Source organism: Johannesbaptistia floridana (assembly GCF_057440575.1).
Window position 1 is genome coordinate 13,729 of record NZ_JALKVM010000013.1, and the last position, 21,133, is coordinate 34,861.

At 38.7% G+C, this 21,133-nt stretch carries 16 protein-coding genes; 7 read left to right on the plus strand and 9 right to left on the minus strand.

The genetic code is table 11. The features are described 5' to 3' along the window. Positions 1 to 4 precede the first annotated feature (4 nt). The 3 genes from MW688_RS01055 (at position 5) to aspS (ending at position 4,341) form a co-directional block, all read left to right on the plus strand. The gene (locus tag MW688_RS01055; RefSeq protein ID WP_486734052.1) at positions 5 to 1,207 is read left to right on the plus strand and encodes a M48 family metalloprotease; all 1,203 of its coding nucleotides are present in this window, start codon (positions 5 to 7) and stop codon (positions 1,205 to 1,207) included. 218 nt (positions 1,208 to 1,425) lie between these two features. Continuing rightward, positions 1,426 to 2,394, plus strand: coding sequence for a phosphoribulokinase (locus MW688_RS01060; RefSeq protein WP_486734053.1), 969 nt, complete (start codon positions 1,426 to 1,428; stop codon positions 2,392 to 2,394). 156 nt (positions 2,395 to 2,550) lie between these two features. Next, positions 2,551 to 4,341: an aspartate--tRNA ligase gene (gene aspS / locus MW688_RS01065; RefSeq protein WP_486734054.1), complete on the plus strand. Its 1,791-nt coding sequence runs from the start codon at positions 2,551 to 2,553 to the stop codon at positions 4,339 to 4,341. Here aspS and MW688_RS01070 read toward each other — a convergent pair. Then, positions 4,316 to 4,630 (minus strand): HNH endonuclease, encoded by a 315-nt coding sequence (locus MW688_RS01070; protein WP_486734055.1) that lies wholly within the window; start codon positions 4,628 to 4,630, stop codon positions 4,316 to 4,318. The genes aspS and MW688_RS01070 overlap by 26 nt on opposite strands. Positions 4,631 to 4,827: 197 nt before the next feature. Then, the gene (locus MW688_RS01075; RefSeq protein ID WP_486734056.1) at positions 4,828 to 5,580 is read right to left on the minus strand and encodes a GIY-YIG nuclease family protein; all 753 of its coding nucleotides are present in this window, start codon (positions 5,578 to 5,580) and stop codon (positions 4,828 to 4,830) included. A gap of 598 nt (positions 5,581 to 6,178) precedes the next feature. Between MW688_RS01075 and MW688_RS01080 the strand changes: the two genes are divergently transcribed. Then, positions 6,179 to 6,520, plus strand: coding sequence for a hypothetical protein (locus MW688_RS01080; RefSeq protein ID WP_486734057.1), 342 nt, complete (start codon positions 6,179 to 6,181; stop codon positions 6,518 to 6,520). Between the two features lie 154 nt (positions 6,521 to 6,674). Here MW688_RS01080 and MW688_RS01085 read toward each other — a convergent pair whose 3' ends face one another. The 4 genes from MW688_RS01085 to hpnH form a co-directional block, all read right to left on the minus strand. After that, entirely contained in the window at positions 6,675 to 7,748 is a 1,074-nt protein-coding gene (locus tag MW688_RS01085) for a DUF3616 domain-containing protein (protein WP_486734058.1), read from the minus strand. 731 nt (positions 7,749 to 8,479) lie between these two features. Beyond that, positions 8,480 to 9,187, minus strand: a complete 708-nt coding sequence (locus MW688_RS01090; RefSeq protein WP_486734059.1) for a TIGR00266 family protein — start codon at positions 9,185 to 9,187, stop codon at positions 8,480 to 8,482. 21 nt (positions 9,188 to 9,208) lie between these two features. Then, complete coding sequence (gene glmU, locus MW688_RS01095) at positions 9,209 to 10,561, minus strand: bifunctional UDP-N-acetylglucosamine diphosphorylase/glucosamine-1-phosphate N-acetyltransferase GlmU (RefSeq protein ID WP_486734060.1); 1,353 nt, start codon at positions 10,559 to 10,561, stop codon at positions 9,209 to 9,211. A 633-nt stretch (positions 10,562 to 11,194) separates the two neighbouring features. Beyond that, positions 11,195 to 12,208 carry an adenosyl-hopene transferase HpnH gene (gene hpnH / locus MW688_RS01100; protein ID WP_486734061.1) on the minus strand — a complete coding sequence of 338 codons (1,014 nt, stop codon included), beginning with the start codon at positions 12,206 to 12,208 and terminating at the stop codon, positions 11,195 to 11,197. Positions 12,209 to 12,984: 776 nt separating this feature from the next. Here hpnH and MW688_RS01105 point away from each other — a divergent pair. Continuing rightward, the gene (locus tag MW688_RS01105) at positions 12,985 to 13,611 is read left to right on the plus strand and encodes a Uma2 family endonuclease (protein WP_486734062.1); all 627 of its coding nucleotides are present in this window, start codon (positions 12,985 to 12,987) and stop codon (positions 13,609 to 13,611) included. 33 nt (positions 13,612 to 13,644) lie between these two features. On the opposite strand, the gene gyrA is transcribed toward MW688_RS01105, so the two are convergent. Further along, positions 13,645 to 16,215, minus strand: coding sequence for a DNA gyrase subunit A (gene gyrA, locus MW688_RS01110; protein ID WP_486734063.1), 2,571 nt, complete (start codon positions 16,213 to 16,215; stop codon positions 13,645 to 13,647). A gap of 198 nt (positions 16,216 to 16,413) precedes the next feature. Between gyrA and uvrC the strand changes: the two genes are divergently transcribed. After that, complete coding sequence (gene uvrC / locus MW688_RS01115; RefSeq protein ID WP_486734064.1) at positions 16,414 to 18,264, plus strand: excinuclease ABC subunit UvrC; 1,851 nt, start codon at positions 16,414 to 16,416, stop codon at positions 18,262 to 18,264. On the opposite strand, the gene MW688_RS01120 is transcribed toward uvrC, so the two are convergent. Next, positions 18,245 to 19,558, minus strand: coding sequence for an ATP-binding protein (locus MW688_RS01120; protein ID WP_486734065.1), 1,314 nt, complete (start codon positions 19,556 to 19,558; stop codon positions 18,245 to 18,247). The two genes, uvrC and MW688_RS01120, sit on opposite strands and share 20 nt — an antisense overlap. Positions 19,559 to 19,813: 255 nt before the next feature. Between MW688_RS01120 and MW688_RS01125 the strand changes: the two genes are divergently transcribed. After that, positions 19,814 to 19,978 carry a hypothetical protein gene (locus MW688_RS01125; protein WP_486734066.1) on the plus strand — a complete coding sequence of 55 codons (165 nt, stop codon included), beginning with the start codon at positions 19,814 to 19,816 and terminating at the stop codon, positions 19,976 to 19,978. A 377-nt stretch (positions 19,979 to 20,355) separates the two neighbouring features. Here MW688_RS01125 and MW688_RS01130 read toward each other — a convergent pair whose 3' ends face one another. Beyond that, complete coding sequence (locus MW688_RS01130) at positions 20,356 to 20,733, minus strand: transposase (protein WP_486734067.1); 378 nt, start codon at positions 20,731 to 20,733, stop codon at positions 20,356 to 20,358. Positions 20,734 to 21,133: the final 400 nt, after the last annotated feature.

The following is a 21,133-nucleotide window of genomic DNA, read 5'->3' on the forward strand; positions in this document are numbered from 1 at the left end:
AATCATGTCTTCCCTTCTTCATGCTTTAAGATTTGGTTATGAAGCGCAACTCTGGCAAAAAATGCGCAACTCTGATTATTTAAAGGCTTTTTCAGAACATTCTCGTCAAAACCGTCAATCAAACTTAACTAGACGTTATTTGTTGGGAAATGCCTTGAGAGTTACTGAATCTTTACTACCAGACTTATATAGCTTATACCAAGAATGTTTGAATCGAATTGGTGATAATTTTGAAGGAAATCTCTATGTACAACAGCAAAGCGATTACAATGCAGGAGTTTATGCAGTAGGAAAGCATTTTGATTTAGTACTTTCTTCGGCAATTGTCAAAGATTTTCAACCAGTAGAAATAGCTTTTGTAATTGGACATGAATTAGGTCACGTTTTATTTGAACATAATTCTTATCCAGTTAAGTCAATCCTCTTAGAAAATGAACAAATTAGTTACGAATTAGCGAGATTAGTATTACAGTGGTCTCGGGCGGCAGAAATATCCGCAGACCGCATCGGTTTACTCTGTAGTGGTAGCTTAATTAGCGCCGCAAATGTCTTTTTTAAAACCTCTAGTGGTCTGTGTTTATCCCAAGAGAATCAAATTATAGATTCCCTACGCCAACAATACGAGGAAATCGCTAAACTCTCAGCCTCAACCTTCTCTAATGAATGGTTTTCTACTCATCCACTTATTCCCATTCGTTTTAAAAGTTTAGAACTAATTTGTCTGGATATCTTGAGTTTACGACATCAACAAAAAAATACTAAAATAACTTGGCACAAGATAGATGAAACTATTACAGAAGTTCTGGTGTCAACGGAAAGCTTAGGAATTAGTAAACTACAGTTATCACGGGAGAAAATTTCTATCTTGATGCTGTGTTTACTGTATGTGGCGATCGCTGATGGAGAAATTAATCCCTATGAAGCTAGTTTGATTAGAGAAATTCAACAAATAATTGCTGCTGATATCAATTTAGAAGAAATTGTGGCCCTATGTCAAACTAATAAAAGAAAATTTAAACAAGAGGCAGTAGCTGCAATTAAATCTGTGAGAGTTACTAGCGCTGAAGCAGGAAACATATTGCAACTAAGTTATAATCTGGCTATTACAGATAAACCGATGTCTAGTTTAGAAAAACAGGCTTTAACGGAAATTTGTCAACTCCTCGGAGTAAATCAGGCTTTGCTATCAAAAATCATCAGTAATTAACTATAGCAATTCTCATACTGGTGAGGTACAGAGGTTATCCTTTTGAGGCACCGAGGCAGGAGGCAAGAGAGGCAAGAGAGGCAAGAGAGTTAGGTACAACCTCATGAGTCCGAAAAATGCTATATAGTGTCTAATCTATGAAATAATAACTTAATCGATGGTCAATATTTTTTTTAACCATTGATTAATCTCAAAAACCCTAATATAATCATATAATCATGAGTCACCGTCCCATCATTTTAGGTATTGTCGGCGATAGTGCTGCTGGTAAAACAACCTTAACCAAAGGAATCGCCCAAATACTTGGAGAAGAAAAAGTAACTGTAATATGTACTGATGACTACCACCGTTATGACCGTGTCCAACGTGCCGAAAAAAGTATCTCAGCTCTACATCCTGACTGTAATTATCTAGATATTATGCAGCAACATTTAAGCTTGTTGCGCACCGGACAATCAATCCTCAAACCTATCTATAACCATGATACGGGTATGTTCGACCCTCCAGAATATATTGAACCACGTCAATTTATCATCGTAGAAGGTTTACTGGGCTACTCAACTCGGGCAATGCGCGACACCTATGATGTGAAAGTTTATTTAGCACCTCCAGAAGAATTACGCGGCGCTTGGAAGATAAAAAGAGATACTCGCAAACGTGGCTATACTGAAGAACAAGTAATAGCACAGTTACGCAAAAGAGAGCCGGATTCAGAAGCTTATATTCGTCCTCAGCGCCAATGGGCTGATGTAGTGGTTAGTTTCTACCCCAGCGATGAAAACAAGTTAGATGATTTACTGTTAAATGTCAGACTAGTTCTTCGCCCGACTATTCCTCACCCTGATTTTTCTCACTTCTTGACTCCAGACGGTTCTCACCTAGGAGAGGCAATTCGTTTAGAATTAGACAGGGATATGGGTAAACCAGTAGATGTCCTAGAAATCGATGGTCATGCAACGGCAGAACAAGTAAATGAATTAGAACATGTTTTGTGTGGAGAAGTTCCCTATTTAGGACAGTTTTGCAGTGTTGAGGGGAATCAAGATATTGGTAAGGTGGTTGGCACCACTGGAGAAATTCTCTCTAGTTATCCTTTGGCTATTACCCAATTACTGATTACTTACCACATGCTCAAGGCAGCACGAGTTTCTGATTCAGTCTTATCAGGAACGGGTGCTTTAGTGTAACATAGAGGTAAATAGTAGGAGAGGAAAAATTTATTACCTGGATTAAGTCATACTCCTACTTAACATGATTGGGGGAAAAAAGTTTCCCCAGTTATTACCAACTATGCGTATACTTGTATACGGAAAAAACTCAAAAAGATATACTATACTAAATAAATGCGAACTGATTATTGCGGCAATCTTAGAGCTAAACAAATTGGAGAAACGGTTACTGTGTGTGGTTGGGTGGATCGCCGACGCGACCACGGAGGAGTAATATTTATAGACCTGCGCGATCGCACAGGCATTGTCCAAATCGCTAGTAATTCTCAAAAGACTCCAGAATCCTACCCCGTAGCAGAAAGTCTGCGCAGTGAATATGTAGTAAAAGTTACAGGCACCGTTAGTCAACGTCCAGAGGAATCCCTTAACCCTAAGTTGCCTACCGGAGAAGTAGAAATCTATGCCTCAAGTATTGAAATACTCAATACAGTTAACAAAATGTTACCTTTTCAAGTATCTACAAGTGATTTTGAGTCAGTAAGGGAAGATTTACGCCTTAAATACCGTTATCTGGATTTACGTAGAGAAAGAATGCAGTCTAATCTACGTTTACGTCATGGGGTAGTTAAAGCAATTCGTCGCTATCTAGAAGATGAACAGGATTTTATTGAAGTAGAAACCCCAATCTTAACTCGGTCAACTCCCGAAGGCGCTAGAGATTATTTAGTACCTTCTAGAGTTAACCCAGGAGATTGGTATGCTTTACCCCAATCTCCCCAATTATTTAAACAGTTACTGATGGTGTCAGGGTGCGATCGCTACTATCAAATTGCTCGCTGTTTCCGTGATGAAGACCTCCGGGCAGACCGACAGCCGGAATTTACCCAGTTAGATATGGAAATGAGCTTTTTGTCCCTTGATGAAGTAATTGACTTAAATGAAAAGTTAATTAGTTATATATTTAAACAAGTTAAGGGAATAGACCTGTCTACCCCCTTTCCTAGATTAACCTACGCCAAAGCCATGGAAGCCTACGGCACAGATAGACCAGATACCCGCTTCGACCTAAAACTAGTAGATGTCACCGAGACAGTGAAAAACTGTAAGTTTAAAGTATTCTCCCAAGCAGCGAAGAGTGGGGGAAAAGTGAAAATATTACCCATTCCTGGAGGAAATGAAACAATCTCCAACGTGAGAATCAAGCCAGGAGGAGACATATTCAAAGAAGCGGCGATCGCAGGTGCTAAGGGATTAGCTTACATTCGGGTGAGAGAATCAGGAGAAATCGATACCATTGGAGCGATTAAAGACAATTTAACACCAGAACAAAAAGCAGAAATTTTAGAAAAAACCGCCGCAAAACCAGGAGATTTACTCCTATTTGCAGCAGGAGATACGGCTATGGTGAATAAAACCCTAGATCGTTTGCGCCTATTTATTGCCCAGGAAATGGGATTAATTGACCAGGAAAAACTCAATCTTCTTTGGGTAGTTGAATTTCCCATGTTTGAATGGAATGAAGAGGAAAAACGATTAGAAGCACTCCATCACCCCTTTACTGCCCCCTATCTGGAAGATATAGAGGATTTAAAAACTGCAAGGGCTCAAGCCTATGACCTAGTCTTAAACGGCATAGAAATCGGAGGAGGTAGTCTGCGTATCTATCAAAAAGAGATTCAAGAACAAGTATTTACTACAATTGGACTATCTCAAGCAGAAGCCCAGGAAAAATTCGGCTTTTTACTAGAAGCCTTTGAATACGGCACTCCTCCCCATGGTGGTATTGCCTACGGTTTAGACCGCCTAGTGATGCTTTTAGCCAGGGAAGAATCAATCAGAGATGTAATCGCCTTCCCCAAAACTCAACAGGCTAGTTGTTTACTCACAGATGCACCAGCACAAGTGCCAGAAAAACAGCTTGAAGAATTGTCTGTTGCTTCTACATACGAACCCGAGGAGAGCTAATTTTTACTCTAGTTTTGCTTTGCTTCTGAATCCAAGCAATAAAGCGACGCATTTTTGGGTCATCTTTGATTTTATTGACGGTATTCAGATGCAAAGCTAAATAACTATTACTATAGAGTCTATGTAGCTGGCCATGACAGCAACTACAAATATTAATAGTAGGTCCCGGGTCAACTTTTTTGCGCTTAACCATCTGCCGCGGAATTAAGTGATGTATAGTTAGTTTATGTCTTTCTCTCTCACACAGTTCACAGATTAGAGATGTCTCTAAGTTATTATTATATTTCATAAAGATAGTTGATAGATAAAAGCACTACTATTAATTTAATTATACTTTTCTTTGATTAGTATTTGGATCTCGCTGCACTTGCTTTTGATAAGCATTCACAACTACGGTTATACTCCTGGATTGTATCTTTTTCAAAAGTTGCTTGTAGTGGTAAAATGCGCGAAGGCGCGAAGGCGGAAATGTAGAATTGTAAATTGTTAAATAGATGTACTCTGATTAATTAAATTATCCAAAGTAGTAATATCTAGCAGAGAATTAGTATCAATTAGGTTATTATCTGGCTTCCAAGTAATCAATCTCATCATTACCCCCGCTATCAAAGTAGGCTCTGCTCTTTTATTACATTCAATCCAAAATAGTCCATAAGAAACACAAGGTACTATATAGATCTTTAAAAGGTTTGGTTCTGTAGAATGTTCATAAGAACCAAGCCAAGTTGGAGATTTTTTGAGTAGATAATCTTTTTTCCAACTAAAACCTTGGGAACATTGAATAATCAGTTGTCCAATTTTTCTAGAGGCATTTTTTTGAAAAGTTGGATAAACTAATACTAACTGATATCCAAAAGGTTTTTTAAAAAACCCCACACCTATTGTATTACGAGTGAGCTTACTTAACGCAAAGGTAAAATCACCATAATTAATACTCGGAACTCTAGTGTAGTTTAACTTCGGCTTATAAAGTTTTATATAATCATTTTCAGCTTTATCTAGCTTTTCTATCTGAATTTCACACCAAGCAATATGAACTGGATTAGTTTTATTAATTTCCACTAATTGTTCAAAGCGGTGATGATTTCTCCAACGCCAGCACAAATTAATGGCTTTGCCTATGTATAAGACTTGTTGAAGATTATCAATTACGAAATAAATACCACTAGTTAAAGGTAGCTTAGATTTGTGTTCCAGATTTACTGAAGGTAACTCATTTAGCTGCAATTTACTGACCATTATCAATTTAAAAATTTAGAATAGAGTACTAGATTAGCCCAAAGTGTAGCAAATACTAATTACGGGTGAGAAGTTTCGTTGAAGTGAAGGCTGGTGGCGCGGTTTTAGGTTTTTTTAACTGGTCTTCAAGTTAAAATTGCTCACCACACAACATTTTTATCTATTTTAATAGAGTTTGACCTTTGTAACCAGTCTATAGCAAGAAATAAATTTTCCCCTTGCCCAACCTCCATAAATTAAATCGGCGTCTATATCCTATCCACATTGTAAACCGTCAAAATATTGACATACAACGCTATAGAAAAGAACATTCCAGAGATATAGGTGAATGCTTAAGAAAGTTAGTACAAAAAGGATGTTTAAAGCAATCAGGTAAAGGCAGAGGAACACATTATAGTCTATCTAATCGCAACCCAATACTGCGTAGGTTTTGCTAAAAAAAGTTGGTGAAGGTTGCAAGGGAGCTCCGGGAGAAAGCCCAAAACCGACTTTTTCTTTTTGAAGCGACCTTCTCTTTTCACCCTACTTACTCTTTTCAAAATCACTGGAGTTCTTATCCTTTGCAGTATTGAATCGCAACCAGTTACAACAATTGTCATTGTCAACAGACTCCGAACATAAAGACTTAAACTCTCAACATAAAGACTCAAACTCCGAACATAGTGAGTTAAACTCCGAACATAAGGAAAAGCTAATAGAGATAGCTAAATCAGTAAGAGAAAAACGTCGTGCTAATCCCAAACAGATGAGAGATGTGATTCTCAAAATTTGCTCCGAACATTATTTATCTCTCCGAACATTAGCAGAATTATTAAATAGAGAACCAGATAGTATCCGAAATCATTATGTAAATCCGATGATAGATGAAGGTTTATTACAGTTAAGGTATCCTGAACAAATTAACCATCCTCAACAGGCTTATAAAACAATTTCTACGTGAAATAATTTACTTTAAAGATTTTGGCAGGACTTTTCAATAATTGACATATAGCAATTTCACAGCAAGTGAGGTACATTTTCTGTTCCGGTGTTCCCTAAATCCGTTAACCTCCGTACCTCAGTAAACTTAAAAACGCTATAATTAAATTTTATAATTACAAACGGAAAACATCAACAAATATTTGCTCATCACTTTTCAACCTTTCGGGATTGGGGGAATCATAAAAAATCATCAGACTATCATTTTGTTCTAAATAAGAATATAAAGCTAATCCTTCAGCGTAATCTGACCCAATAGTAAAGGGTAAGTCAAACAAGGATTTCAAATCGCCATTTTCTTCGGAGTGGATTAAATCATCTAAATTTTCTAAAGCATTTTTCCAGGAAAATACGCGCATTTCTCCTTCTGGATCCATACTAGGACCTGCTAGAATAATAATATCTTCGTCTCTAATACATAATTCTCTGATTCCCATTCCCTCTAAATCAAAAAAGTGCTTTCTATACTTTTCTCCTTGGTCGGTGAATGGCTTGAGAGTGAGTATTGCAGGTTCACTTAGTTCGGTTTCTATCTCCAGAATAACTGCCCAACCACGCAATACTGGACCTCGTAAACCTAAAAATAGCTTATCTCCTGCTACTGCTAGACCTTCGATATCTAAACCATTTTCTTTTGAGGGGATACCAGCAGTAATGAATGGTCCGATATGTTCATCTTCTTTCAATAAATCCCAAAGAATGTTGCGATCGCCACTTTTTTCTAGAGAAGCTGCTGATAGTTGTTTGCCTTCAGTTGGGGCGCAAGATTTTACTAATTCTCCATTAATTACTGGTATTCTTGCTAGTATAAACCGATTCAAATCAGTAGTAACTGTCATCAATCGTTCTATATCTTTTTCATCACTTTTTCCCTTAACTTTTTTCCGTTTAGTACTATGAGAACCAGTTAACCACAGATAACCCTCGGCATAATCCATTCCCTCTATATCTATTTCATCTTCGGTATTAAACAACTCTATGTAATCTTGTAGTAAATAACGTTTGTGTTCTCCGTAGAAGTTATGATTAATTCGGGATAAGCGTTCCACTCCAATCATTTCATCAGAACCTACCCACAAATGCTCATCATCGCTAAAAGCTGCGGCAGATATATCTTTAATAATCTCTTTGCTTTCATCGTCAAATTCTAGTAATATTCTGCTGAGGAGAAAATAGGGTATTTGATACATAAAATTGTTACTTTTATTTGAATATTTTATTATAACAAAATATAGTTCATTTTAAAAAACCTATAGCAAGTTAATCAGCGATCGCTTAAGATGGACTAAAGTCCAACTACGAACCTCGTTTTTATACGCTACCGACAACCTGTAGCCTGTAGGGTGCGTTAGCGCGGAGCGCGTAACGCACCAGATAATTATCTAATCAATCGCTACTAGTAGGAAAAACCATAGAAGCTTGAATCCTTTCTACCAGTTTTGAGAGAGGTAGACTCTGTAAGCCTGTAGGTTGGGTTAAACAAAGTGCAACCCAACAACTCAAGTAGATGCTATAGCAATGAGCAAATAGATGTTTACAGTTATTATGAAAAGCCCCCCGAGTTTGCGGGGGGTTGGGGGGAAAAGTTTATCTAAATATTGTTAACACTACAACGCTCATTGCTATAATAAAATTATTGTTGGGTTTCGTTGACTCAACCCAACCTACGAAATTTAGCCTGTAGGTTGGGTTAAACAAAGTGCAACCCAACAACTCAAGTAGATGCTAATCAAATTATTGTTGGGTTTCGTTTTCCAATGGCCCAACCTACAAAATTTAGCTACGAACCTCGTAGTTAATCAGCGATCGCTTAAGATGGACTAAAGTCCAACTACGAACCTCGTTTTTATACGCTACCGACAACCTGTAGCCTGTAGGGTGCGTTAGCGCGGAGCGCGTAACGCACCAGATAATTATCTAATCAATCGCTACTAGTAGGAAAAACCATAGAAGCTTGAATCCTTTCTACCAGTTTTGAGAGAGGTAGACTTTGTAAGTAAACAAGACCAGGACCTTTTAAACTAGCTAAAAATAACCCTTCACCACCAAATAGAGCATTTCTAAACCCACCCACAAACTTTATATCATAATCTACAGTAGGGGAAAATCCCACAATACAGCCAGTATCTACTCGTAACTCATCACCACTATCTAATTGCTTAGCAATAAGAGTGCCTCCGGCGTGGATAAAAGCTAAACCATCCCCTCTTAATTCTTGGAGGATAAAACCTTCACCACCGAAAAACCCTGCCCCCAGTCTTTTCGTAAAAGCGACATTAATATCAATACCTTTAGCCGCGCATAAGAAAGCATCTTTTTCACATAAAAATCTACCACCCACTTCTGCTAAATCCACGGGAACAACTTTACCTGGGTAAGGTGCCGCAAACCCAACACGGGCTTTTTTTCTCCCTTCGTTAACAAAGGTAGTAATAAAGAAACCTTCTCCAGTTAACATGCGTTTAAAGCCAGCAAATAAACCACCACCAGAGGAAGTCTCCATATTTATTCCTGATTCCATATAGGTCATGGTGCCGACTTCTGCCCTTACACCTTCACGAGGGTCTAATTCTATCTCTACTAATTGTAAATCAGAACCATAAATTTGATAATCAATTACATCTGCCATAATTAAATCTCTCTACTAAATCTATTTTGAACGAGTACTCCAGTTTTCGTATACTACTTGTCGCGTTCTAGCTACGGCTAAAGCATCATCGATTACATCTTGAGTGATGACTGAACCCGCACCAACGGTTACATTTTCTCCTAGGGTTACTGGTGCTACTAGGACACTATTAGCTCCGGTTTTAGTGCGATCGCCTATTGTTGTCTGATGCTTTTTCACCCCATCGTAGTTAGCGATAATTGTTCCTGCACCTATATTGACTTTTTTCCCTAAGGTAGCATCTCCAAGATAACTTAAATGAGCTACGTTAGTTTGTTCATTGATAGTGGTTTTCTTAATCTCTACAAAATTGCCAATGCGACAACTCTCACCTATATTAGCTTCCCCTCGAAGATGGGCATAGGGACCAACCCTAGTTCCTGTAGCAACTTTACTATCACTTACTACAGAATAATTTACAGTAACATTTTCGCCTATTTGACTATTTTCTATCATAGTACCAGGTCCAATCCGACTACCACTACCTATTTTAGTGTTACCCCGAAGATGAGTTTGTGGCTCAATAATGATGTCTTGTGCTAATTCTACTGTATCATCAATGGTGATGGTGTCTGGAGCAATCATAGTGACTCCGGCTTTCATCCAGTTTTCTTTGATTCTCACCTGAAGAATATCGTAGGCGGCGGCTAATTGAAGGCGATCGTTAATTCCACTAATTTCGAGATAGTCTGAAACATCTTCTGCCATCACATTGTTGAGATAATCAAAAACTTCTGTTAAATAGTATTCCTGTTGCTGGTTATTAGCGGTGAGTTTTGGCAAGACTTCGACTAATTTTGGCCAATTAAAACAATATATCCCGCCATTGATGCGATGATTCTGTTTTTGAGCGGCGTTACAGTCTTTGTCTTCGACGATTTGAGTAACTTGATTTTGACCATCACAAAAAACACGCCCATAACCAGTGGGATTAGGTAAATGAGCTGTTAATAGAGTTGCTGAATTTTGATTTTTTTGATGAGTTTTTATAAGACTTTCGATTGTTTCTGGCCGTAGGAGGGGGACATCTGCGTTTAAAACTAGTAAATCTCCACTGAAATCTCCCAAAACCGGAATAAGTTTTTGAATAGCGTGACCTGTACCTAACTGCTGTTCTTGTTCTACAAATTCTAAGCCTTGGCAATGAGCTAAGGCTTGTTTTACTTGTTCGGCTTGATAACCAACAATAACTAAAGAACGGGAGGGGTTAATTGATTTACAGCTTTGAATCGCTCTTTCTACTAGGGAGCGTCCTCCTAATTCGTGTAAAACTTTAGGCTGTTGAGATTTCATCCTGGTGCCTCGCCCTGCTGCCAATATTGCTACTGCGATCATTGATTGTTTTTTTCCTTGTTACTAGTTCCTCCTGTTGAATCAAATTTTAACCTAAGATTGCGAAATATTAGCCAAACTATACCTAAAATAACCGTCGCGCGAGAGATAGCCCGACTTTTTTTAAGCTATGCTTGATAAGCATATTTCTTAACCTAAAAGCCAGTAGCTAGTAGGGTGCGTTAGCCTAAGCGTAACGCACCAAACATGAGTAATGAGTAATGAGTAATGAGTAATGAGTTTTGAAGTCTTGAAGCGCAAGCCGAAGGAAGGGCGCAAGTATGAGCGCCCCTACTACGGAAAATGGAAACTAAATTTCATCAAAACTAAAACCATGTTCATTATCTCAAAAAGCACTTACCCACAAGTTGGTGCTTTTTGAGATTTTGTCTAAGAAATTAATGTATAGTAATATACATTTTATCCACAACTTAAGTAATTTTACTTAAAATTTCTCCCCCTCTCCCCTGCTCCCCTGCTCCCCCTCTCCCTGCTATACAAGGATTTCAGAGTTCCTTATAAAGCCCCCCTTAATAAGGGTTTGGGGGGAAAGTTTATCTAATGAGCGGAACACTACAACGAGCACTGCTATAAAACTATTTTACGGAGAGTCAGCTTAACTCCAATCTGATATGATTAACCAAAAAGACTAGTTAAGGCTCTACCCATGTTAGATGGTTGTAGAGAATCAGTTGCTGCTGTGGGTTCATAACCACAATGTACCATACAGTTGGCACATTTAGGATTACCAGAAGCTCTGCCATAGTTATCCCAATCAGTCTTTTCTAACAATTCTTGAAAGGTGCGATAATGTCCTTCGTTAAGTAGATAACAGGGTTTTTGCCATCCTAAGACACTATAGCTGGGACTTCCCCAGGGAGTGCATTCATATTCTCTCTCTCCCATTAAGAAGTCAAGAAAGAGAGGATTATGATTAAAGTTCCAATTTTTTTGGCCACTCTTCCAGGGGTTGAGAATTTGTCTAAATAGGGCGCGTGTTTGTTCTTTGGTGAGAAAATGTTCTTGATCTGGTGCCCACTCGTAGCTATAACCTGGAGATATCATCATACCATCTGTACCTAGGCTTTGTACAAAGTCAAAAAACTCCTGCATTTTTTCGGGATTAGCACCGTCAAAAATAGTTGTATTGGTAGTTACTCGAAATCCTGCGGCTTTAGCTGCTTTAATGGCTTTTACTGCTGTATCGAATACTCCCTGGCGGTCTACACAGTTATCATGCCACTCTTTTAAACCATCAAGATGTACACTAAAGGTTAAGTAGGGGGATGGTTTAAATTTCTTGAGACTTTTTTCTAAGAGTAAACCATTGGTACACAAATAGATGAATTTTTTTCTATCTACTAACCCTTGAACAATTTCATCGATTTGGGGGTGTAGTAATGGTTCTCCTCCGGGAATTGAGACAACTGGTGCCCCACATTCTTCCACCGCGTTAAAACATTCTTGGGGAGTTAGATTTTGTTTGAGAATTTCTGGAGGATGTTGTATTTTTCCACATCCAGAACAAGCTAAATTACAACGAAATAAGGGTTCTAACATCAAAACTAGGGGAAAACGTTTACGTCCTTGTAAACGCTGATTAACGATGTAGCTACCTACAGCTAGGGCTTGTTGCCACTGTACTGCCATTATGTTTTCCTCACACTCTACACTTAGGTCTTTTTATTTTAGCTAAATTTACCTAGAAAACATAGTTTTTTAATTTCTAATCCCAAATCCAACTTACAAAACCCAGTTATAGCATTTTTCGGACTCATGAGGTTGTACCTATAGCAATGAGCCAATAGATGTTGACAAAAATGATGAAAAGCCCCCCTTAGTAAGCTATGCTTTATAAACATCTTTCTTAACATAAAACTTGACAAAAGCCGCTACTTGTGGGTTTGTGCTTTTTTAGATTTTGTTTAAGAAAATAATGTATAGCAATATACATTTTATCCACAACTTAAGTAATTTTACTTAAAACCGCGAGAGAAAACCTGCTCAAAATTGCCAGCCTTTACCAGTTAATGGTTTGGGGTCACAAATAACTTGTGAAGTGGCGGAGAGCGCCTCCCAATAACTCAAGATTATTGACCACAAAACAGCCTCTAAGGCGCTCTCCGCAAGGCTGGCAATTTTGAGTAAGTTTATTGCACCCCCTCTCCCTGCTCCCGTGCTCCGGTGCTCCCTGCTATACAAGGGTTTGGTGAGTTGCTTATAAAGGATAGCCTTAGTAAGGGGGGTTGGGGGGGAAAAGTTAGTGATAAATGTTGTTAACACCACTGCGGTCACTGCTATAACTCTCTTGCCTCGGTGCCTCAAAAGGATAACCTCTGTACCTCACCAGTATGAGAATTGCTATATCATCATAGATAGGTTTGTAGTAGGGCTTTAAAGTTATCTTTTGAGGAGGAGTATCTTAAATGCTAAATTCAGTAGAACCACAGGATATTAAGTTAATCACTTTAGAGGAGTTTTGGGAATGGTATCCTGATGGCTATGGTCGGTTTGAATTACGTAACGGAGAGATTTTTCAAGTGCAACCTACTGGAACTCACGAAAAAGTAGCTGGGTTTCTCATCTCAAAACTATCAGTTAATATTGAACTTCTGAAGTTGCCTTTTTTTATCCCTCGACAGGGACTAATTAAAGCAATAGATTCAGATAAATCAGCTTATATCCCTGATGTAATGGTATTGGATAACAATGCTATGGAAAATGAGCTGATGTGGAACAAGAGGTCAACTATTACTCAAGGTACGAGTATTAAATTAGCTATAGAAGTAGTAAGTACCAATTGGCAGGACGATTACTTAATAAAACTTGCAGAATATGAAAAATTAGGTGTCAATGAGTATTGGATAGTTGATTATTTAGGTTTAGGAGGTCGCCGATATATTGGAGACCCTAAACAACCAACTATTTCAGTTTACAATTTAGTTGAAAATGAATATGTGGTTAATTTATTTAGAGGTGAAGATGTAGTAAATTCTCCAACTTTTCCAGACCTAAATTTAACTGCTGCACAGATATTTCAAGTTGGACAATAAACCTCTTTCTCTTGATATATTTACCATTATCACTTATGTACTTTCTGGTTCTGATTCTACAGCACAATCTATCTCCTCTACTTCTTCACTGGTTACGGGAACTAAGGCGACAGCAGCGATCGCATCTTCACTGTCTAACTTTTGTACTCTTACACCCGAGGCGCTGCGAGATTGCATGGAGATGGCGTTGACTGCCTGTCTAATGATGATGCCGCGACTAGTAACAATCATTAATTCGTCTTCTTCGTTAACTACGTGAATTGCCGCTAGTTGATCTTTTTCTGAACGAAAACGAATCATTCTTAATCCCATTCCTGCACGTTTTTGTATCCTTACGGCGCCTACGGGAACTCTTTTTCCATAACCTCCAGTGGTAATTGCTAATAACCAAGGACCGGGATTGCTTATATCTGGGGTTATTTCTTCTGCTTCTTCTGTTTCTTCTGTTTCGTCTATCGTGGAGATAGAGTCAGCGATTTGACTGGGGAGAATATCCATACTTATCAATTCGTCTCCTGCTTTTAGTTTCATCGCTTTAACTCCTCTAGTCGCCCTCCCTAAGGGCCGTAGTTCTTCATTATTAGCTTTGAAGTGTATGGCCATGCCTTTACGAGAACCTACAATAATACTATCTTCACTCCTAGCTAGTCTCACCCAGCGTAGTTGGTCTCCTTCGTTGAGGGAAATTGCGATTAAACCACTATTACGAATATTGGCAAAAGCTGATAGGGAGGTTTTTTTAATCAATCCTTGACGAGTTAACATCAGTAGATATTCGTCTTCAGTAAATTCTGTTACTGCTACCATGGAGGTGATTTTTTCATCGCTATTTATTTGCAGCATTTGGACTATGGGAGTTCCTCTAGCAATACGAGAAGCGCTGGGTATATTATAGGCGTTGAGGGAATAAACTAAACCGCGATCGCTAAAAAATAACAGGTGATCGTGGTCGCAACAGGTCAAAAAGTGTTCTACTACGTCATCTTCTTTGATTTTTGTGCCTGCTTTGCCTTTTGTTGCCCTATTTTGCGCTTCAAAGTTACTTACTGGCATTCTCTTGATATAACCTTGTTCTGTTAGCAGAATCACGGCTTTTTCGTTGGCGATTAAATCTGTATCGACTATTTCTCCTAAATCTGGTATGATTTCTGTCCGTCTCGGCGAACCGTGTAGTTGTTTGATTTCTTGCAGTTCGTTGATGATAATCTCTTCTATTCTTTCTTTTTTGGCGAGAATATCTTGATAATCAGTGATTTGTCTTTGCAATTCTTCGTGTTCTGCTCTAATTTTTTCTGCTTCTAACGCTGTTAAGCGTCGTAGCTGCATTTGTAAGATAGCATCCGCTTGGGCCGCAGTCAAACCCAGTTCGCTGATTAGTTGTTCTTTGGCGATACTAGTATCAGCAGCTTGGCGAATTAGTTGAATGATTCTGTCTAAATTTTCTAAAGCTATCAGTAAGCCTTGGAGTATGTGGTCTTTTTCTTCGGCTTTACGTAGTAAATAGTGGGTGCGTCTGGTGATAGTTTCGACGCGAAAATCTAGGAATACGGTAAGAAACTGTTTGAGAGTGAGAAGTTGGGGTTCTCCGTTGATTAAGGCTACCATATTCGCCCCAAAATTGGTTTGAATTGGAGTTTGTTTAAACAGGTTATTGAGGACTACCCGAGGATAGGCGTCGCGTTTTAATTCTATTACAATCCGCATCCCATCGCGATCGCTTTCGTCGCGTATATCTGATATTCCTTCTAGACGTTTATCATTTACCAATTCTGCTATTTTCTCTATCAATGCTGCTTTATTTGTTTGATAGGGGAGTTGAGTTACGATTATGGCTTCTTTGCGGTTATCGATGTTTTCGATAGCTGCCACACCCCGCATGGTAATTGAACCTCTCGCGTTTGTGTAGGCGTCTTTGATGCCGCTATAACCTAGAATTTGTCCTCCCGTGGGAAAATCTGGTCCTGGTATATACTGCATCAAGTCTGTGTCGCTGAGGTGGCGATCGGCTATTAAAGCTATTACCCCATCTATCAATTCTGCCAGGTTGTGGGGGGGAATATTTGTCGCCATCCCCACTGCTATTCCCGAAGAACCGTTTAACAGTAGTTGTGGTACCCTTGCTGGTAGAACAATTGGTTCTTGTTGTGAACCATCGAAGTTATCGGCAAAGTCTACGGTATCTGCTTCTATATCTCTGAGTAAGGCATTAGTTGTAAATGCTTGTAAACGACTTTCTGTGTAACGCATAGCCGCAGGCGGGTCGTTATCTATGGATCCAAAGTTCCCATGTCCTTCTATGAGGGGGTCACGCATTGAGAAACTTTGGGCCATTCTCACTAAAGCATCATATACTGCACCGTCTCCATGGGGGTGATATTTACCCAATACTTCCCCTACTACTCTGGCGCATTTACGAAAAGGACGATCTGCTGTTAACCCTAACTCGTACATGGCGTATAGAATGCGACGATGAACTGGTTTGAGACCGTCTCTGGCATCTGGTAATGCCCTGCCTACAATCACACTCATTGCGTACTCTAAGTATGATTGGGACATTTCATTGCTTAAATCTGTCGGTATAATGCGCTCTTGGGGAGTTGCCATAGATTAAAATACTCCTTAAATATGCAAAATTAGGACTTATTGGCCTAAAATACAGTATTATACTGCTTATTTAGCCAATATTCCCCTAAATAAACCCTATCAACCTTTATATTTTAGCACATTGAGCGTCTGATTTATTTTAAAATAAAAGAAAAGAGTAGGGCTAAATACAGGTAAAATAAGAGCTTTTTATTATTGATGTCTAGGTTAAGAGAAGAGAAAGACAAATTAGCACAAAGACTCGCAGAAATACCCCCAGAACCAGGGGTATATTTTATGCTAGGGAAAAATGAAGAAATTATTTATATAGGGAAATCAAAGCAACTGCGATCGCGCGTTCGTTCCTACTTCCGGGAGTCTCAACCCCTAACTCCTCGAATAGGTATGATGGTTAATTTGATTCACAATATTGAGTTTATCGTTACTGATACGGAAGCAGAAGCTTTAGCTTTAGAAGCAAATCTCATCAAGCAGCATCAACCCTATTTCAATGTCTTACTCAAAGATGATAAAAAATACCCCTATGTTTGTATAACCTGGTCAGAAGATTATCCCCGTATCTTTATCACTCGTAAGCGGAGAAAGGGAAACTCTAAAGACCGCTATTATGGCCCTTTTGTGGATGTGAGACAACTCCGACAAACCCTAGATTTAGTCAAGAGTTTGTTTCCCCTCCGTCAACGTCCACGACCTCTATTCAAAGACCGTCCCTGTCTTAACTATGATTTAGGTCGTTGTCCTGGTGTTTGTCAAGCTTTAATTACTCCTGAAGCCTATCATCAAACTGTGGAAAAAATAGCTATGGTCTTTCAAGGAAGAACCGGAGAATTACAAGAGTTATTGCAGTCACAAATGGTTAAGGCTTCAGCAGAACTAAATTTTGAACAGGCAGCGAAAATTCGTGACCAAATACAGGGTTTAAATAGTCTGTTTAGCGCTCAAAAAGTATCTCTTCCTAATGATACCATCTCCAGAGATGCTATAGCATTGGCTAGTGATGGAGATAAATCTACCTGTATTCAACTATTTCAAATCCGTAGCGGTCGTTTAGTGGGTCGTTTAGGCTTTTTTACTAACACCACAGATATTAGTCCTGGGGCAATTTTACAGCGAGTTTTAGAAGAACACTATCTACAAGTAGATGGAGTGGAGATTCCTAATGAGATTTTAATTCAACATCCTTTACCTGATGAGGAAATATTAGCAGATTGGTTGAGTAAACGTAAAGGAAAAAAAGTCAATATTTCTCTCCCTATCAGGCAAACTAAAGCAGATTTAGTGGAGATGGTGGCTAAAAATGCTACCTACGAGTTAACCCAAACTCAGCAAAAACTCCAACAACATCAACAGTCTTTAGAGGATTTAGCCGCAATTTTAGACCTAGAGAATATACCCATGCGTATCGAAGGATATGATATATCTCACCTCCAAGGTTCCCATGCTGTGGCTTCTCGGGTAGTCTTTCTCGATGGTTTACCCGCTAAACAACACTATCGCCACTATAAAATTAGAAATCCTGAGGTGACAATTGGCCATTCTGATGACTTTGCTAGTTTAGCTGAAGTAATTAAACGTCGTTTTCGTTCTTCTACTTCTGAGGAAAGACCAGATTTAATTATGATTGATGGGGGTAAAGGTCAACTTTCAGCAGTGATGAAGGTTTTAGAAGATTTGAACTTAGCTTCTGAGTTAGTAGTAGTTGGTTTAGCTAAACAGAGAGAAGAGATATTTTTACCCTATCAATCTCAACCCTTAGCCACAGACGCTGAACAACCCGGAGTTCAACTACTCCGCCGCGTTAGAGATGAAGCACATCGTTTTGCTGTTACCTTTCATCGACAATTGCGTCAAAAACATAGTAGGCGATCCCAATTAGATGCTATTCCTGGTTTAGGACATCAACGTCAACAACAATTATTAGCCCATTTTCACTCTCTAGATTATATTCGCTCAGCTTCTTTAGAACAACTTACTCAAGTAGATGGTATTGGTTTACATTTAGCTGAGAATATCTACAATTATTTTCATTCTAGTATTCAGAATACATAGTTTTTAGATAGTCCACAAATTGACGCGCTGTTCTTCCAGAACGACCATTCGTTCTTATCTGCCATTCTAATGCCTTTTTCTTAATAGTTTTTTCATCCAGTTGTATCTTAGCTTCCTTGGCTAAATGCTGCACAATAGTAAGATATTTAATCTGGTCTGCTGCTTCAAAGGTTAGAGTTAAGCCGAAGCGATCGCTAAAAGACAGTTTCTCCTCCATAGTATCCCAAGCGTGAATTTCATCTCCATCTTGAGGACGCGGTCTATCAGCGAAAAACTCTCTTACTAAATGGCGTCTATTGGTGGTGGCGTAAACAACAACATTTTTGGGTTTAGCTACAACACTTCCTTCTAATACAACTTTGAACGCTTTAAACTGATCATCATCCTCCTCAAAGGAAAGATCATCTACAAAAATAATAAACTTTTGAGGCAATTCCCTTAACTTTTCTACAATTACTGGTAAATCTTCTAGTTCAGATTTAGAAACCTCAATCAGCCTTAGTCCTTGATGATGGTATTCGTTTAATATACCTTTTACCAAAGAAGATTTCCCAGAACCTCTGCTACCATATAGTAATATGTTTAGGGCGGAATATCCTTTAATTAGGGCGATAGTATTATTAATTAACTCCTCTTTTTGACGTTCATAACCCACCAGCAGAGAAAGTTGAATGGGATCAGGGTGACTAATTCCTACTAATTGCCCATTTTGCCAGCGAAAAGCTTGATACAAGGCCATCAATCCTGTACCAAAACGTTGATAATATTTAGCAAAATCATCTAAACATTCTCGCCAATCATTGACATTTTTTAGACTCAGCTTTAATTTTTTTCTGTCTTGATGTTTTACAGAATTTAAATCTTCAGGGAGAAATGTTGTCTCAGGGGGTAAGAATGGTATTTCTATATGAGAAATAGTAGATTCTAATACCCAATCCTTTAGCTTCTCCCAGGAAAAGTTAAATAAATTTTGTAAGACTTTTAAATCGTGGCCTACTATATTAATAAGTTCTGGATGAATATTATCTAATTCTGTAAATTGAACTTGGCGAGTGAAAAAATTATCAGTAATTAAAATTTGTTCTAGTATAAAATCTGACCAGTTTTGTTGTCTACCTATCAAAGCCCCTAGGAAACTAGTATAATTTTCTAAAATAGTAATTGAGGAATTATCTGTAACCATCAATGATTGTACGGTATTTAAAAAAGCCTGGCCGACTTCATTTTCCAAAACATCTTTATAAATAGTTAAAGTGGCGATATTTTCTCTGAGATTTCTAACTTCTTCTTTCATCCTTAAACTAACATAAAAAAGCCATACGTGTTTTATTGTAACGTATAAAAACAAATAAAAGCGATCGCACCGTCAGTTGAGTAATGAGTAATGAGTAATAAGTAATGAGTAAGAAGGTAGTTGTAGTAGCCAGTAGGTTGGGTTGAGGCACGAAACCCAACATTATATTAGTAGTTGTAGTAGTAGGTGTAGGGTGTGTTAGGGCGAAGCCCGTAACGCACCGTTAGATGAGTAATGAGTAACGAGTAACGAGTAATGAGTTTTGAAGTAAGAAGTTTTGAAGTAAGAAGTTTTGAAGTGTTAGCACTTGTAGTAAAAATAAAAAGGGCGCAAGCCTTGCGCCCCTACTACACCAATAACTTTTGGAAAACAAGTCTGAGAAAAGCGAATGCGCCTGATTTTGTCCGGTGTGTATTATAGCAATTCTCATACTGGTGAGAAAGGTTATCCTTTTGAGGCTCCGAGAGGCACCTCAGACCAAAGCATCTTTATCACTCATTTACTTGTGGTGGTTGAGTTTTGAAGTTTTGAAGTTTTGAAGTTTTGAAGTAACAATCCAGTAGCCTGTAGGTTGGGTTGAGGTCACGAAACCCAACATTATATTAGTAGTTGTAGTAGTTGTAGTGTGTGTTAGGGCGAAGCCCGTAACGCACCAAAATATGAGTAATGAGTTTTGAAGTTTTGAAGTTTTGAAGTAAGAAGGTAGCCTGTAGGTTGGGTTGAGGTCACGAAACCCAACATTATATTAGTAGTTGTAGTGGCTGAGAAATAAAAAGGGCGCAAGCCTTGCGCCCCTACTACACCAATAACTTTTGGAAAACAAGTCTAAGACAAGCGAATGCGCCTGATTTTGTCGGGTGTGTATTATGAGATTGACGTAAACCTGACTTGCGGAGGGCTTGAGATAAAGTTCCTTCGATTCCGGCTCTTTTTTGATAAATTTTGAGAAACTCTAGTTTTTCTTGTTCTTTACGCCGATTTTTCAAAGCCATATATCTTTCTTCTTCTCGAATCGTTAATTTCCTTCCATCTTTTTTAGCACGAGTACATTGACTTCGGGCGGGACAATTCTTACAAGAGGTAGAAGAAAATTGGATCTGAATAACTCCTTGTCCTCCTCTATCCTTGCTTGGTCTCCAACTGTGACTTTGATGTCCTTCGGGACAAATTGCCACTTGTTGTTCCCAATCTATCTGAAAATTCTCTGCGGCAAATTGGGAATGATTTCGAGCTGTAGATAAATATTGCCTGACCTGAAAGTAGCACGGGCTACTCGTGCTGTGTCTTCAGGAATCGGTGGTATTGGTTTGGGATGTAGAGACATTTTCTTAACTTGTGATCTTTTTATTAGCATATTAGGCAGGCAGTAGTAGGGTGCGTTAGGCCGAAGATTTCTCTTGGTCAATCACAAGTAAGATAACGGATTGCCGTAACGCACCGTTAGATGAGTTTTGAAGTAATGAGTAACGAGTTTTGAAGTAAGAAGGTAGCCTGTAGCCTGTAGGTTGGGCAGTAGTAGGGTGCGTTAGATGAGTTTTGAAGTAATGAGTAACGAGTTTTGAAGTAAGAAGGTAG